Annotated in this window: 14 protein-coding genes; 4 read left to right on the top strand and 10 right to left on the bottom strand. The window is 68.8% G+C overall.

Features of this window, described 5'->3' with window-relative positions:
* Nucleotides 1–12 precede the first annotated feature (12 nt).
* The 10 genes from CMC5_RS10675 to CMC5_RS10630 all read right to left on the bottom strand — a co-directional run bounded on the left by CMC5_RS10675 (nt 13) and on the right by CMC5_RS10630 (nt 7,545).
* Nucleotides 13–861 carry a hypothetical protein gene (locus CMC5_RS10675; RefSeq protein WP_050430302.1) on the bottom strand — a complete coding sequence of 283 codons (849 nt, stop codon included), beginning with the start codon at nt 859–861 and terminating at the stop codon, nt 13–15.
* Nucleotides 862–984: 123 nt separating this feature from the next.
* Entirely contained in the window at nt 985–2,169 is a 1,185-nt protein-coding gene (locus CMC5_RS10670) for an OmpA family protein (RefSeq protein WP_050430301.1), read from the bottom strand.
* Nucleotides 2,166–2,837 (bottom strand): hypothetical protein, encoded by a 672-nt coding sequence (locus tag CMC5_RS10665; protein WP_050430300.1) that lies wholly within the window; start codon nt 2,835–2,837, stop codon nt 2,166–2,168. Before CMC5_RS10665 ends, CMC5_RS10670 begins: the two co-directional genes overlap by 4 nt.
* A 54-nt stretch (nt 2,838–2,891) precedes the next feature.
* The gene (locus CMC5_RS10660) at nt 2,892–3,362 is read right to left on the bottom strand and encodes a hypothetical protein (protein WP_050430299.1); all 471 of its coding nucleotides are present in this window, start codon (nt 3,360–3,362) and stop codon (nt 2,892–2,894) included.
* A gap of 15 nt (nt 3,363–3,377) precedes the next feature.
* Nucleotides 3,378–4,235, bottom strand: a complete 858-nt coding sequence (locus CMC5_RS10655; protein ID WP_050430298.1) for a DUF4349 domain-containing protein — start codon at nt 4,233–4,235, stop codon at nt 3,378–3,380.
* A gap of 120 nt (nt 4,236–4,355) precedes the next feature.
* Complete coding sequence (locus tag CMC5_RS10650; protein ID WP_050430297.1) at nt 4,356–4,913, bottom strand: CDP-alcohol phosphatidyltransferase family protein; 558 nt, start codon at nt 4,911–4,913, stop codon at nt 4,356–4,358.
* Between the two features lie 55 nt (nt 4,914–4,968).
* On the bottom strand, nt 4,969–5,445 hold the full coding sequence (locus CMC5_RS10645; RefSeq protein WP_245678391.1) for a universal stress protein: 477 nt from the start codon (nt 5,443–5,445) through the stop codon (nt 4,969–4,971).
* Nucleotides 5,446–5,511: 66 nt separating this feature from the next.
* Nucleotides 5,512–5,991: a DUF4398 domain-containing protein gene (locus CMC5_RS10640; RefSeq protein WP_050430296.1), complete on the bottom strand. Its 480-nt coding sequence runs from the start codon at nt 5,989–5,991 to the stop codon at nt 5,512–5,514.
* Entirely contained in the window at nt 5,988–6,401 is a 414-nt protein-coding gene (locus CMC5_RS10635) for a DUF4398 domain-containing protein (protein ID WP_050430295.1), read from the bottom strand. Before CMC5_RS10635 ends, CMC5_RS10640 begins: the two co-directional genes overlap by 4 nt.
* Nucleotides 6,402–6,801: 400 nt before the next feature.
* Nucleotides 6,802–7,545: a hypothetical protein gene (locus tag CMC5_RS10630; protein WP_050430294.1), complete on the bottom strand. Its 744-nt coding sequence runs from the start codon at nt 7,543–7,545 to the stop codon at nt 6,802–6,804.
* A 533-nt stretch (nt 7,546–8,078) separates the two neighbouring features.
* Here CMC5_RS10630 and CMC5_RS10625 point away from each other — a divergent pair.
* From CMC5_RS10625 to CMC5_RS10610, 4 genes are all read left to right on the top strand, one after another.
* The gene (locus CMC5_RS10625) at nt 8,079–9,944 is read left to right on the top strand and encodes a serine/threonine protein kinase (protein ID WP_050430293.1); all 1,866 of its coding nucleotides are present in this window, start codon (nt 8,079–8,081) and stop codon (nt 9,942–9,944) included.
* Nucleotides 9,945–10,032: 88 nt separating this feature from the next.
* Nucleotides 10,033–11,037, top strand: coding sequence for a DUF362 domain-containing protein (locus CMC5_RS10620; RefSeq protein WP_050430292.1), 1,005 nt, complete (start codon nt 10,033–10,035; stop codon nt 11,035–11,037).
* Between the two features lie 3 nt (nt 11,038–11,040).
* The gene (locus CMC5_RS10615; protein WP_082362375.1) at nt 11,041–12,816 is read left to right on the top strand and encodes a 4Fe-4S binding protein; all 1,776 of its coding nucleotides are present in this window, start codon (nt 11,041–11,043) and stop codon (nt 12,814–12,816) included.
* Entirely contained in the window at nt 12,813–13,976 is a 1,164-nt protein-coding gene (locus tag CMC5_RS10610) for a hypothetical protein (RefSeq protein ID WP_050430291.1), read from the top strand. Before CMC5_RS10615 ends, CMC5_RS10610 begins: the two co-directional genes overlap by 4 nt.
* Nucleotides 13,977–14,614: the final 638 nt, after the last annotated feature.

The following is a 14,614-nucleotide window of genomic DNA, read 5'->3' as shown; positions in this document are numbered from 1 at the left end:
CGAAACGCGCGCTCAGATCGGCGACACCAGCACGGCCACGCCCGCATCCGGTGCCAGTTCGGGCACACGCTCGATGGCCACCCCGTAGATCCGGCCCGTGAGTTCCACCGAACCACTCCACGGCCCCGCCTCGGTCTTGGCCACCGGATCCAGCTTCTCGATCGCCTCGACGTTGACATCCGGGGTCACCGCCTCTGCGTACGCCTTGGAGCCCTTGAAGACGAAGGTGTACAGGAGCGGCGTCATCTTCAACGAGTCGCGCTTCGCCACCTCGGTCATCTCTTGCTTGGCTGCGGTCTGCAAGCGGTAGGAGTAGGCGCGCAGGGACCACCCGGTCACCAGCATCCCCTTCACCTGGTTGTCGGGTGCTTTGATCGGATGGGCGAGCACCCACTGCTCGTCCTGGCCGTTGCGCACACCGCGCATCTCTTGCATGTGGCCGAACACCTCGACGGTACCGCTCGTGGGATCGGAGGCCTTCTTCAGGTCCGGGAAGGTGGCCAGCACCGATCGGTTGGCCAGCATGTCCGGGTCTCCCTCGCTGCGCAGGACGACGCCCGTCGGATCGGCGAACGAGAAAAAGGTCACCTTGGAGACCAGCAGGTCCTTGTCCGACGCGCGCCCTACCTCGAGGGCCTTGCGCAGCGCGACGAGATCGGCCCCGGGGTCCGTGTCGACCATCTCGCCCACCTTCTTGGCGCCATTCGGCAGGCCACGCCGCACCTGCTCTACGTCCGTCTTGAGGACGGGCGCGAGCTTCGCCGCCAGGTCAGCGGCGTATTTCTGCGACGCCTTCCCCTGATCCTTGCAGCCGAGGGTGAACGACACACACAGGGAGGCTGCGAGCAGCAGCACACTCATGGCGCTCCAGGAGGCGCCGCGTCTCCCAGCTCGGCACGACGAAAGCAGGTGATGGGTCGACTTCATGGTGTCCTGAGACGCTCGGAGAGCGGTGGAGGTTCCTGTCATCGTCGGCATCGGGCGTCAGAGAATTTGCGGGCTGACGAACACGAACTCCAGCCGCGCGTTCCGCCCACGCGCTGGTCCTCGCGGATCGGCGAGCGGGGAGCGCGCCCCTGCGAGCACCGTCTCGACCCGCTGGACGCGGGCCGCGCGGAGCACGGTGACGACCTTCTCGGCGCGGGACTTCCAGGCCGCCTGCTCCTGCGAAGTCGGCTCCTTGTCCGCGTGCAGCACCGCTGCAATGGGGAAGTCGGGGTAGGCCACCGCAAACCGCGCCAGCTCCTGCAATTGCTTTTCGCCAGCAGGGGTGAGCGTGCCTCCGTTGCCGAAGAGCCCCCGCAGGGTGACGACGACCCCTCGATCGTCGCGTGACGGTGCCCAGCCTCCCGCAGCCGCGATGGCCGACAGCAGCTCATCCCCGCGTCCCGGCGCCTTCGTGACCGGCGTGGCCGCCCGCCGCCGCGCGGTGAGCACGTCCAGACACCGCGCCCGCACCCGTGACGCCTCGTCGATGGGAACGACCGCGGGAGAGCCCGAGAGCGCGGCGTCGAGCTTGTCGACGCCGGCGCTCGCCTCGTCCAGCCGCGCCGCGAGAGAAGGTGTCGCGCCCGCCGTCCCTGTGGCCTGCACGTCGGCAGCAGGCGCCGTCGCTCCCCCGGCCTCGCCATCTCCCAGGAGCCGAGCCGCCGCGCAGAGCGTCCGCGCCTGCAACACCAGCGCCCGCGCCGCAGCCAGACGCGCCTTCTCTCGCTCGGGATCCGCCTTGCCAGACGGAGCGATCGGCTGCGCCTCGCGCGCCACCTTGTGCTTCATGTCGATCGCGTCGAGCTCCGCGGCCACGCGCGCCTGCTCGGCCTCGATCTGCGAAAGCTCCTTGCCCGCGGCTTCCAGCAGCTTGCTCGCTTCGGCGCCTGCCTCCTCGGCGTGAGCCACCCGGGAAAGAACGTGGGCGTGCGAGAACGCGGCAAGCGCCCGCTCCCCCAGCATCTGGGCCCCGGCGCGATCGCCCTGCTCGAACGCAACCCGAGCCTCCTCGCGGAGCTTCTCCGCGTGCGCGAAGGCTCCCGGCGCATACTTCTTCGCGTCCTGCGCCGCGGCGCCCTGTCGCACCGCATCGACCTCTCCGAGTACCGACGGGGGAGGGATGGGCGCGCAGGCCGCCATCAGCATCGCCACGACCACCGCGTGGGCAACCTGGCTCTTCATTTTCCGCCCTTCTTCGTCGCGGAGCTGCCGGAGACCTGACCGCCTCCCTTGCTCGTCGAGCTGCCTTTGCCCCCACCGCCCGCGCTCGGAGGCGTCGCCCCCTTTCGACCCCCCGCGACCCGGGCCTCCTCCGCGGCAGCGGCGGCTCGGGCCGCCTCTCGGCCTTCCGCCTCCACCCGCGAAAGTTCAGCCTCCGCACGCGCCAGACGCGCCTGCGTCTCGGCGAGGAGCGTCCGCGCGCGCTCCAGCTGCGCCGCAACCTCGCGCGCCTTCTTCGCCGTCTCCTGAGTCTTCTTCTCCGTGTCCGCGGCACGCAGCAGGGCCCGCGCCGTCTCGGCCCACTCCAGCGACACCCCGTACAGCTTGTGCGCATGCGCCGGATCGTGCGCGTCCAGTGTCCCCTGCGCCCGAACGAGTGCACGCCGCGCCTGCTCGACAGGCTCTGCCACCATGCGCTGCACCTCTGCGGGCTGGCGGCCGATCTCCTGGAGCACCTGCTCCGCCTTCGCTCCGTCCGACCCCCGCGGGGCCGGTGGAACGTGCGTCAATGGGCGCTCGTCCCCTCCGTGGGCTTGCCCTTCCGCGGGGACGAAGATCAGGGTCGCGCCCAGCGCGACCGAGGCAAACCAGGGCGAGCACAGCACGCGAAACAGCACGCGAAACAGCACGCAAGCCAGGTAGCAAAGGGGGCAAGCGCGGGCAAGCCGCGCCGTGCCCTGGCGTCATTTGGGGAGAAAGTTCTGCACCGACCAGTCGATGCGCGCCTGCAGCCGCTCCACCTCGGCCTTCGGCCCGCCCGCTTCCAGCAGGTAGACGTGCTTTTTGTCGACGAACACCGTCAGGTAATAGAGGTGCGGCGTCTTCCCCTCATCGTGCCCGAACCGAAACTGCACCCCTGGCAACCCGCTCTGGCACTTCACGTCCGACTTCCCCAGCAGAGCGTAGCCGCCAGTCTCCCGCATCCGGTTCTCGAGCACCTTCGACCAGAAGGCGAGGTCACCTCGGGGCTCGTTGTCCTGCGCCCGGACGCCGAGCACCACCCCCTCGGCGGTGGTCGCGCGATGCTCGTTGCTGCCGTAGCGGTCCTCCAGCTCGACGAATCCCGTCGGCGTCGCTGCAACGAACGGAGCGCCACAGCCCGTCACGACCCCGGCGACCACGGCAAGCCAGCCCATCATCTTCACAGAAAGCATGTTCCAGTGCCTCGCCTACAGGTTGAGCAGCCTCGAGAGACCCAGCGCGTGCAGCCAGGGGATGGGAAGGCGGGCTCCCCCCGGATCGATGGTCTCTTTGGGTCGCGACTGAAAGAGCACGGTGATCGTGGAAAACGACGCCTTGTCGCGCATGACCTTCAGCCGTCCCTCCAGCCGCTCGATGTCACCCGACACGCGACCGAGTTCCTTCTCCAGCAGCAGCGACTCCTCGACGTTCGACGCCTTGTCGAGCAGCTTCTCCACCCGATCCCGGACCGCCCGCGCGTTGCGGAGACGCACCTCCAGATCGAGGAACTCCTCGGTCACATCCTCCACCTTCACGTCCCGCTTCAGCACGTCGCCCATCGCCTCCAGCCGACGGACGGCCGTGTCGAAGGCCGCGGCAGGGACGCGGACGGTGATCTCCAAGTCGGTGCGCTTCGACATGAAGCCCCCCAGCTCGACAGCCATCGCCTCGACCCGGTTCAGCGAGGCCGCCATGTCGAACGCGGCCATCAACATCCGCGCGGTGTACACGAGCAGCGGTGCCCGTGCTTCCACCGCCTGAGAGACCTTCGCGCCCGTCGCCGCTCCGCCCCCTCCTGACGAGCCAGCCGCCGATCCTGCCGGAGGCGGCGGCGCCTCCTTCGCCAGCGCGCGCGATGCGCTCCAGGTCTCCGCACGCTCGTCATCCATGGCCGGCACGGCGCCGACCTCCTCCAGGCCGTCGGCCATGGCGGGAGCGCTCTCCGCGACGAGCGACGGCCCTCGAACGAGCATCGGCGGCCGAGAGGTCGCGTCGTATCCGCCACCTCCGCACCCGAGCGCGGCCACACCCATGAACATGGCCCAGGGAAAGACAAGGTTCTGCATGCACCCTCGGCGTCGGAACGCTCCCCAGAACTGTTCCTGCCGGCGTCACCTTACACCCGTTCGCCCTGCTCCGTGTCCTCCTCGCATGAGGGATCACCCAGGCTTCGGGCGAGGGGTCGTTCAGGCTTCCCGCTGTCCCTGCATGTGGCGGATCTGCCGATTCCAGTACGACAGCCCCGACACCACGCCGGCGACTCCCGCCGCCCACAGCGTGGCCGACAGCGCCGCCGGCCAGATGAGAGCGGCCAGCACCGCTGCGAACTGCACCACCGTGGCCGCCTTCCCGGGGATGTTCGCCCGGGCGACCGAGAGCCTCGCTCCCCGGAACCGAGGCGAGAGCCCGATCCAGAGCACCAGCGGCAGCTGCAAGATCTCCCGCGTGAGCAGCGCCACGACCCCCCACCCCGGGATCCGACCCTGCACCACCAGCGTCAGCATCACGGCCAGCGCGAAGGCCTTGTCACAGAGCGGATCGATCACGGCCCCCGTCGCGGTCGCGTGCCGAGAACTCCGCGCGACCCAGCCATCGAGCATGTCCGAGAACCCGGCAGCGGCCAGCACGGCCAGCGCCGGAAGGGGTCGATCCGCGACGAAGGGAAACAGGATCCCGAGCGGCAGCCGGGTGTAGCTGATCAGGTTGGGCAGGAGCAGCAGATCGCGCGGGGTGATCTCGGCCATGCGGAACTGCCATGGGCGAGGCCCTTCGCAGAGCCACGCCCCGTGGGGGAATCTCTCAGGGGTTGGACTCGGGCGTGCGCACCGTGAGCACGGGCGCATCGGCCTTGCGGATCACCTTCTCGGCCACACTGCCGAGGAACATGTGCGCCATGCCTTTTCGCCCGTGGGTCCCCATCACGATGAGCGTCGGCTTGACCTCCTCGGCCGTCGCCAGGATCTCGCTCGCCGGATCCCCCTCGCGGAGGACGCTGCGAAGCCCCCCCGACTGCGCTGCGAGCTGCTCCAGCGCGCGCGCCGCCGCGACCGACACCTCCGTGTGGAACCCTGGCATCAGCGTCGGCTCCAGGCCCGGGTAGGTATACACCGGGAGCTGGTAGACATGCATCAGCACCACCTCGGCGCCCGTCCTTGCCGCGAGCTCCTTGGCCTTCTCGATCGCCTTCAACGAGGCAGACTCGAAGTCCACCGGTACCAAGATCACCTGCTGTGTCGCTTCTGCCATCACGCTCACCTCGTCCTTGGAGGACGTCACGTCAAGTCGTCCAGGAGCATCTCGGATCGAAACACGAAAAGCGGGCAAAATCTCCGCCCATGAAGTTCAGGGCTCTTCCGAGACGTCCGTGTACATCTCCCGCTCGTGGGCGTTCATCGGCCAGGGCGTATTTGCTCTGACCTTGGGGAGGGCCATGTCGTTTCCCCGCGGCAACCTGGAGCGCGCCTCTTCCAGGGACCGAGTCGCCTGCGCATACCGGAGCCGTGCCGCGTCGAGCGCCTCCCTCGCCGCCGCGCACCGGGCCTCGAGCCGCGCACGCTCTGCCATCCTCTCGGCGAGGTAGATGGCGTCGGCGGCCGCTCGGCTTCCGGGCCGGGTGCGGGTCTCCCGCTCCGCATGTTCGAGAGCGCGGTTCGCCTCTTCCAGCGCGGCAGAGGCCTCCATGGCCATCGGCTCGGTCCAGGCCTGCTCCATGAGCGCGCGTGCGCGTTCCACCGACGTCCCGTCGCTACCGACCGCCTCGAGCCGACCTGCGCAGCCCACGACCACCGGCGCGACAGCACAGAGAAGCAGCGTCCACCTCATCGCTCAGCTCCCTTCCGCGCGGCGAGATCGATCTTCGCCGCCTGATCGGACAGCAAGCTCGTATCGCCCACCGTCCGCTGCACGGCGTCGCGCAGGCTGGCGTCACGCACCGTGAGCAGCGCGACCTCCGCATCCGCCTCCGCCCGCCGGGCCAACCCTACCGCGCCATCCCGATCCCCCTGGGCCAGCCGACCCGAGGCGCGCTGGAGGTGCTCCTGCGCGAGGGCCACATAGATCTGCGCCGAAGGCTCATCGGCGGCCCCCGCCTCCTCTGCCTCGCGCAGGGCCTCACGGGCCTTGCTGATCTCCGGCAGAGCCACCCCGCTCTGGGTGGCGAGGCACCCTCCGAGCGAGGTCAGGAGAGCGAGCGCGGCGGTGAGCCGAACGAGGGGTGACGAGCAAGTCCGCATCCATCCTCCAGAGTCAGGCCCGGAGCATTGCTACCGATGATCCCATCGCGGCAAGTTACAGGCAGAAAACGAGCCAGGACGGCGAGCCTCAACCGAACGTGGATGGCCAGACGCCGCTGCAGAAGGCCCTGCTGCAACGCTGAAGAGAACACCGCTGCGAGGCGACCTCCGAGCGACGGATCCCCCCTCAGCCCGTGACTCGACCTCGGCTCGTCGCGTGCAGAGAGCGTACGGACAGCCAGGCGAGACCGACACGGCACCTCATCACAGCGTTCTGTGAAGCGCTCCAGCTCGCGGCGGGCCCACTTCACTCCATGCCGATCACTTCCACAACTTTTCGGCAGCCGAGACGCACCGGCTGCCGAAGAGACACGAAGGGTGGGGGTGACCGCACAGAAGCTCAGAGAATCGGTCCGTCTCCTCCTTCGATCTGCGCCGTCCCACGCGCCACCTCGAGAGGCGCCACACCATCCAGCGCGGCGAGCGCGCTCGTGGTGAACGCCGGGCCCCACTCACGCAACGCGGCGATGTGCTCGGCACGATCATCCTGCCGAAGATCATGCCCCTTCACCACGAGCAGCGGCGAGACGAAGCGGGTCGGTTGCTCGGTCGGCTCCGCCTTGAGGAGACGCAGTAGCTCCAGCCCGAACTGGGTGGTCGAGGCGAACGCCCCTGGCCCTTGCTGCGGGGTCTTCACATCGCTGTGACCGAACCAGAGCAAGGCCTCTCCCGCGAGCGCACGCCGCGCGAGCCGGACGAAGGGATCCATGTGCACATCCAGGGGCATTCTCTCCGTGGTCAGTGCAGCGTGGCCGCTGTCGAGCGCGATCCACCCCGCGAGCTGACGCGCGTCCGGGCCGCTCAGAATCTCACGCACCAGCGCGTACCCTGCCGAGAAGCTCACTGCGACGATCCGCCGATAGCTCTCGCACGGGCTCGCACCGCAATACGAGAGGAGCGGTTCGAGGAGGTGTCCTCCGGGGCTGCGGAGACTGGAAGCCAGCTGCACGTAAGCCGAGGAGAATGCGCCAGCAAAAATGGGCCGGATCTCCCAATTCGACGAGAGCGCGCTCAATGCGGTTCGATAACAGGGGACGACCGAGGGATCGACGTGAATGAGCAGGAGCAGGTCTTGCAGCGACATCAATTCGCCTCCTGGATCCGAGCGTAGCGCGCGACCACGTCACACGCAGGCGACTCGACCGCCCTCACGATGCGTGCGCCACGGCGATTCCGTCATGTTCAATACGGTGACTGTCCGGAGCGAACGCACCTCGCAATGGTCGAGTCTCGGCTCACGCCACAATCGAGAGCTCCCAGCAGTCCAGCAGCGCCTCCCCTTCCCCCTCGTTGCAGGCCTCCCCCTCCACCTCGCTGCAGGTCGAGCCCACGGCCCTGCACGCGAAGAGAGGCCTCCAGGCGCATCTCCCTCGTCGCGGCCTCTGGCACGCTGGCAGACACACCGCTCGGTTCGGCGCAACTGGTTCCTGGCGCCGCTCATGCCCCCAGGCCGAGCCCGCTGGTTCTCCGCGACCTCTTGCCGGTTCTTTCTCCTCCGCGCCGGACTCCAGTAGGCTAGCGGTGCGGGCCGGCACGCCGACGAGTCTCCCGCTTTCCTCTGCCGTGACCAGCCGGGGAAGGCATCGCCCGCTGGGACTGTTGAGAGCCTCGCCTGGTATGCCGCTCGACGCCACCTTCCGCACGACCACGATCCAAGCCTTCGCGGTCACCCAGCACGCCTCGGGAGAAGGCAGCATCACCGAGAGCGGCTCGGCAGCCGTCTCGGTGCGTACGTCGGATCCAGGCTCGTCCCCCCGCGGCCCCTCCATCCTCCCCGAGTCGGGGCAGATCGTCGGCGGCCTCTACCGGCTCGTCAGGCTGCTCGGCCAGGGCATGTTCGGCAAGGTGTACGTCGCTCAGCGCATCGACGTCCCCGAGCACCAGGTCGCCCTGAAGCTGCTCCCTCGCTCCCACTACGCCACACGGAACGTCGAGCGAGAGCTGGTGATGCTCGCGACCATCGGTCACCCGAACGTCGTCCAGCTCAAGGACCACGGCATGACGGCCGACTACGTGTGGCTCACCATGTCCGTGTACGACGGCGAGACGCTGGAGGAGCGACTCGCCCGAGGGCCGCTCGGCTTGCGCGAGGCCTACGACGTCTTCGTGCCGGTCGCGCGCGGGCTGGAGGCGCTCCACGCCGCAGGCCTCCGCCACCAGGACGTCAAACCCGACAACATCTACCTCGCCCGCTTCGGCGGCAGGGTCCACCCGGTCTTGCTCGATCTCGGCGTCGCGGCCGAGCGGGAAGCCACCTTCTGCGCCGGCACCGCGCTCTTCGCTTCGCCCGAGCAGCTCGGCGCGCTCAACGCCTACCCGGGCGCCGTCCACCTCGACGAGAAAATGGACACCTACTGCCTGGCCGCGACCCTCCTCGTCGCCCTGGTCGGCGGCGAGCGCTTTCCAGGCGAACGCGCGCGCACCCGCGACGAACTCGAAGCAGCCCAGGCGGCCCGCGCGACGACACCACTCGCCAGCGGCACGCTCCCCGAGGTCGTCGGTGCGCCTCGCGATCTCCTCGAAGCGTCACTCCAGCGCTGGCTCGCCCTCGATGCGACCCAGCGCCCTTCCATGGCGCAGATGGCCGAAGAACTCGAGGTCCTGCTCGAACCCGAGCGCGAGAAAGCCCGCAAAGAAGAGGAACGCATCGCCCGTCAGCGCGCGGCGCTCCACCGCCTGCGGATCGCTGCCGCTGGCCTCTTGCTCGTCGCCGTCGCTGGAGCGCTCCTCATCTTTTCGAAACGAGAGACGCTGCGGGTCGCCAACGAGCTGGAGCGCGCGAGACGCCAGGGGGAAGAGTCCTTCAGCAAGCTGGACACGTGCGTCGCTTCCCACCGCCTCTCGGAGCAACGCAACACCGACTGCCAGCAAGCCCGCGAGCACGATCGCGCCGAGCTGAAACAGGCGATCCTGGCCGTCGAGCGGAGCGGGAGCGCGTCGGCGGCCGACCACGCGCGCGAGATCAACAACCTCCAGGCGGCCCACGCCACGCGGCTCAAGGCGTGCGAGGACGAGGCCACGGCAGACGCCGCCAGCGCCCTCGACGAGCAGGAGCGGCTGGAAGGTCTGTGGGAACGAGAGCGCTCCTTGCTCGTCCTCGAGCGCGACATCGCCCGTGATCAGGCCGAGGACCGCGCGGCGAAGCTCGCCTCGATCGCCGAGGAGAGGCGCACCTGCGAAGCCGAGCGGACGAGCTGCGAGGCCGAGCGCGAGCGCTACAAAGCATCGGCCCCACCGACGCTGTCTCCCGTCTTTCATCCTTCTCTCGATCCCCTCCCTGATCCCGCTCCGACGCCTTCGAGCTCGGCCTCTGCAGTCCCTCCGGAGCCGCTGCCGATCCCGTCCCCTCCCTCTCCGCCCCTTCCCGAACCACCGCCTCAGGTCGCGCCTCAACCGTCGACGCAGGCCGCACCTCGACCGTCCTCTCAGAGCGCACCTCCGGGCGCGGCCATCGACGTCACGAAGCAAGCGGACCCACCCTGATCACGAGCGCGAACGCCCCGAACTGAAGCCGCGCTGCGGACGCAGCGGCTTGTGATGACTGGTCCGAGCAGCTAACCATGGACAGGCCATGGGTGACCTCTCCCGCCGCGACATGATCCGCCGCCTCGGCGCCGCGGGCCTCGTCCTCGGCAGCGCGGCAGCTCTGGCGCGCGTCCGCTGGGATCAAGGAGGAACCAGCAGCCTCTCGGTGGATGGCCCCCAGGTGCGCGACTACCGCCTGCGCGACGCGCCCCCTTCCCTCCCGCAGCTCGTCGTCGCCCGCGGCCTCCCGACACTGGACCCGGCCGCGCCCCAACCCACGCCGCTCGATCCGGCGACACTCGTGCGCAAGGCCGTGGACGCAATCGGCGGCATGAAGCGCTTCATCTCCCGGGGCGACATCGTCGTGGTCAAGCCGAACATCGGCTGGGATCGCACCCCCATCCACGCCGCGAACACCAACCCCAAGGTCGTGGCCGAGGTCGTCAGGCTCGCTTTCGACGCCGGCGCCAAGCGCGTCATCGTCACCGACGCCTCATGCAACGAGCCGAACCGCTGCTTCCAGCGCTCCGGCATCTGGAACGCCGCCTACGAGGTCGGCGCCGACGTCATCATCCCCAGCGATCACCGCTTCCGACAGATGCGCCTCAAAGGCGAAGTGCTCGACGACTGGCCCGTCTACACGCCGCTCGTCAACGCCGACAAGGTCATCAACGTCCCCGTCGCCAAGCACCACAACCTGTCGAAGTACACCGGCGCGATGAAGAACTGGTACGGCCTGCTGGGGGGTCGTCGCAACCGCCTGCACCAGAACATCGACGTCTCCATCGCCGACCTCGCCACCTTCCTCCAGCCCACCCTCACCATCATCGACGCCGTGCGCGTCCTCCTGCGCAACGGCCCCCAGGGCGGCAACGTCGCCGACGCCAGGGACATGCACACCGTCATCGCCACCACCGACCAGGTCGCCGGTGATGCCTACGGGTGCCAGCTCGTCGGCCGCAAAGCGGACGAGATCCCGTACATCCGCATGGCGCATCAGCGCGGCCTCGGCACCATGCACTGGCAAAACCTGCGCATCGCCGAGGTCTGACGGATGGCCGCGAGGAAACGCAAAGCCCGCCCCGGCTCTGGCCTCCCTGCGCGCAAGACGATCCAGGTCCTCGTCTGGGTGAGGCGCGTCGTCCAGGGTGCCAGCCTCGCGCTCTTCTTCTACCTCCTGTTCCAGACCGCCTTTCGCGGCTCGTTCGCGTCGGCCGACGCGCGCGTCCGCCTCCCGCTCCCCGTCGAAGGCTTCCTCCTCGCCGACCCCTTCGTCGGCGCCATGACGCTGCTCTCGACGCACACCGTCTACCGCGGCCTGCTCTGGTCCCTCGGCATCCTCGCGCTCACGCTCGTCTTCGGCCGCGTGTTCTGCGGGTGGATCTGCCCCTTCGGGACCTTGCACCACATCTCCGGCTGGCTGTTCCCCTCCCGCTACGGCAAGGGCTCGAAGCGCGTCGAGTCGAACAAGACCCACCCGAGCCGGCAGCGGGTGAAGTACTACATCCTCTACGCCTCCCTCGCCGCGAGCCTCGCTGGCAGCGTCATCGGCGGCCTGTTCGACCCCATCTGCATCGCCGTCAGGGCCATCGGCCTCGCCGTCATCCCCGCCGCGCAGTACATCGCCGGCTTCGCCAACGGCGCGGCGAACGCCACCGGCGTGCGGCAGGTCCAGTTCGTCTCCGACCACGCGCAGGATTTCCTCGCCACCAGCGTGTGGCAGACCAAGCAGTTCTACTTCCACCAGACCTGGCTCATCGGCGCGCTGCTCGTCGCGGTCCTTTTCATGAACCGCTTCATCCCCCGGTTCTGGTGCCGCGTCCTCTGCCCCCTCGGCGCCTTCCTCGGCGTGTTCGCGCGCTTCGCCCTCTTCGGCATGGAGAAGGACCACGCGAAGTGCACGGACTGCAACCTGTGCCTCGTCCACTGCCAGGGCGCCGACTCCCCCCAGGGGGGCGTCAAGTGGCGCCAGGACGAGTGCCACATGTGCCTGAACTGCGAGAACGCCTGCCCGGAGGACGTGATCAAGTTCAGGTTCCTGCCGAACCGCAAGAGCGCCTCGCTCGTACCGGACACCGGCAGGCGCACCGCCATCGCCAGCGCCGCCGCGGGTGCCGCCCTGATCCCCGTCGCGCGCATCGCCGACGTCATCGACGCCAACTACGACCCGAAGGTCATCCGGCCCCCGGGCTCCGTCGCCGAGAAAGAGTTCCTCGAGCGCTGCATCCGCTGCGCCGAGTGCATGAAGGTCTGCCCCAACAACGCCCTGCATCCCGCCTTCTTCGAGGCCGGCGTCGAGGGCGTCTGGACCCCGATCCTCATCCCGCGCATCGGCTACTGCGAACACTCCTGCGTGCTCTGCGGCCAGGTCTGCCCCACCGGCGCGATCCAGAAGATCACCGAGGAGCAGAAGATGGGGGTCGGCCAGAAGCCCATCTCCATCGGGACCGCCTTCTACGATCTCGGGCGATGCCTGCCCTGGTCGATGAGCATCCCCTGCATCGTCTGCGAAGAATTCTGCCCGACCTCCCCCAAGGCGATATGGGTCGAAGAAGTCGAGGTTCCCAAGCGCGTCCCCGAGGCGCCGAACGATGCCCAGCCCGCAGAAACCGGTCCCCACGCTCCCGCCCAGGCCCACGAAGACCGCCTGGTGCAGGTCAAGGTGCAGCGCCCCAGGGTCGATCCCTCGCTCTGCATCGGCTGTGGCGCCTGCGAGAAGGTGTGCCCTGTGCAAGACAAACCGGCGGTGTACGTCACCAGCGTGGGCGAGACCCGCTCCAAGACGAACGTGATCCTTCTAGAAGACACGGACTACAATCAGAAGTCATGAGCTTCGAGAATACGCCTAGCTTTGCGACGGGCCTCGTGGCGCTGCTCGCGGTCGGGGGCATCGCTTGCGGCGATCCCTTCACCGCGAGCCCGGGGACGGGAGGCAGCACCTCCACGAGCACGAGCACCCTCACCGGCGGCGGCAACAACACCGGCGGTGGTGGAAACGGTGGCTTCGCCGAAGGTGGAGGCGGCACGGGTGGAGAGGGAGGGGTGACCGTCCCGTGCACCGTCGGTGCGCCGCAGGCATGCGAGCCCGGGGAGTACTGCTCCGCCAGCACCACGCGGTGCACCTCGTGCGCCGACCTCGGAGACCTGCGCTTCGGCGAGCCCTCCCTGATGGGCATCCAGAGCGTCGGGGGCTCCCGCATCTCGCCCAGAGCCCGCCTCCGAGGCGACGGGATCGAAGAGCTGATCTTCAACGCCAATGTCGGGGGCATGGGAACCGACATCATCACCGCGCTCCGGAACGACGGCGGCTGGGACCAGGGCGTCCTCGTCCCGGGGAACGCCGTGAACACCACCGGCCAGGAGCTGGCACCCATCCAGCTCCCCCCTGGCGCAACGATCCCGAGCGTGGGCCTGTCCGAGCCGATCCTCTTCACCGGCATGGCCAGCGGCCGGCGGCAGATCTACATGGCGACCTCGGGAAGCGACACCAGGGCAAACCTCCCTGGCGTGAACCAGGCTGCGGACGACTCCTTCTCGCTTGCGGTCGCTTACACCCAGAGCCCACCCCGGTACTGGTTCATGCGCCGCACCGGCGGAGCTGGCGCCTACAGGTTCGTGACCCAGACGGCGGGCAGCACGGTCCCGGTCCCGGTCGACGACAGGCTGATCGTGCCGGGAGGCTGCACCGTCAGCCTCGTCCAGAACACCGACATCGCTCCCTGGGTCACGCCGGACGGCAAGTACCTGCTGTTCCAGGCGAACTACCCCGCTGCCTGCAATGAAGACAGCAAGGGGCTGCGCGCCTTTTACGTGCAGCTCAATGAACTCAACGGAGAGCCCACCGGGGAGGCCAAGGAGATCGCCATCGACGACTTCTCCATCACCGCGCCCGTGCGGACGCCTTCCCTCTCCCCTGATTTCTGCTCGCTCTACTTCGCCACCGAGGACATGAGCGGCGTCAGAGACCTCTACTCCGCCCCCCGCCGCTGACTCCCCCGCCCGCCTTCATGGGCGCCCGTCCCCGAGGATGATCTGACGGAGAAAACTCCCCGTCTCCTCGTCCCCATCCAGGACCTCACGTCAGCCATTCAGAACGGACTGTTCTTCCCCTGGTCGAGCGCATCACCCACGCCACCCAGCGGCAGCGCGACCCTTCACGCCCCCATCAGGGCACTTCTACCGCTCGGCGAAGTGCTGCTCGACAGACGCTCCCCCTCGAAGCCCTTCCGTGACTGCGCCTTGGTCTGGACAGCCTGCAGATCCGGGCGGACCACGGACGCTCCCCACGAACCTCCTCCGTCGCTCGTGGTGATGAACGTCACGAAAGTCTGACCTTCCCCGCCCCCCGGCCCCTCCGAACGGGAGGGTTCGGGCCCCCGCGGGCAAGTTGCCCTGCCCGTCGAGGCCCGTCGGCCCCCCGGCAGGGAAGATTTCCCTGATCCGGGCCTCCCGAAGCCCCTACCCCTGCGATTTCCCGGAGGAAACAGGTGGGCATGGCCATTGCTCAGACCTCCGCGCGGCCAAGGCCGGACGACGCAGCCCCGCGCTGTACGACGGCCTCGCCTCCGAACGCGGGCCTCGCGTCGAGCGAAGCGGCTCTGACCGCCGAAGACGACACAGGCCGCCAA

The organism is Chondromyces crocatus (assembly GCF_001189295.1).
GTDB classification, from domain to species: domain Bacteria; phylum Myxococcota_A; class Polyangia; order Polyangiales; family Polyangiaceae; genus Chondromyces; species Chondromyces crocatus.
Note: the sequence above shows the minus strand (reverse complement) of the source record. Positions and strands in the feature narration are given on the sequence as shown.

Bases quoted from the DNA above. Each gene is read 5' to 3' on its own strand.
- CMC5_RS10615 (WP_082362375.1), top strand. From the start codon at position 11,041: ATGGCCGCGAGGAAACGCAAAGCCCGCCCCGGCTCTGGCCTCCCTGCG.
- CMC5_RS10640 (WP_050430296.1), bottom strand. From the start codon at position 5,991: ATGAGGTGGACGCTGCTTCTCTGTGCTGTCGCGCCGGTGGTCGTGGGC.
- CMC5_RS10670 (WP_050430301.1), bottom strand. From the start codon at position 2,169: ATGAAGAGCCAGGTTGCCCACGCGGTGGTCGTGGCGATGCTGATGGCG.
- CMC5_RS10635 (WP_050430295.1), bottom strand. From the start codon at position 6,401: ATGCGGACTTGCTCGTCACCCCTCGTTCGGCTCACCGCCGCGCTCGCT.
- CMC5_RS10620 (WP_050430292.1), top strand. From the start codon at position 10,033: ATGGGTGACCTCTCCCGCCGCGACATGATCCGCCGCCTCGGCGCCGCG.
- CMC5_RS10650 (WP_050430297.1), bottom strand. From the start codon at position 4,913: ATGGCCGAGATCACCCCGCGCGATCTGCTGCTCCTGCCCAACCTGATC.
- CMC5_RS10675 (WP_050430302.1), bottom strand. From the start codon at position 861: ATGAGTGTGCTGCTGCTCGCAGCCTCCCTGTGTGTGTCGTTCACCCTC.
- CMC5_RS10610 (WP_050430291.1), top strand. From the start codon at position 12,813: ATGAGCTTCGAGAATACGCCTAGCTTTGCGACGGGCCTCGTGGCGCTG.
- CMC5_RS10630 (WP_050430294.1), bottom strand. From the start codon at position 7,545: ATGTCGCTGCAAGACCTGCTCCTGCTCATTCACGTCGATCCCTCGGTC.
- CMC5_RS10655 (WP_050430298.1), bottom strand. From the start codon at position 4,235: ATGCAGAACCTTGTCTTTCCCTGGGCCATGTTCATGGGTGTGGCCGCG.
- CMC5_RS10660 (WP_050430299.1), bottom strand. From the start codon at position 3,362: ATGCTTTCTGTGAAGATGATGGGCTGGCTTGCCGTGGTCGCCGGGGTC.
- CMC5_RS10625 (WP_050430293.1), top strand. From the start codon at position 8,079: ATGCCGCTCGACGCCACCTTCCGCACGACCACGATCCAAGCCTTCGCG.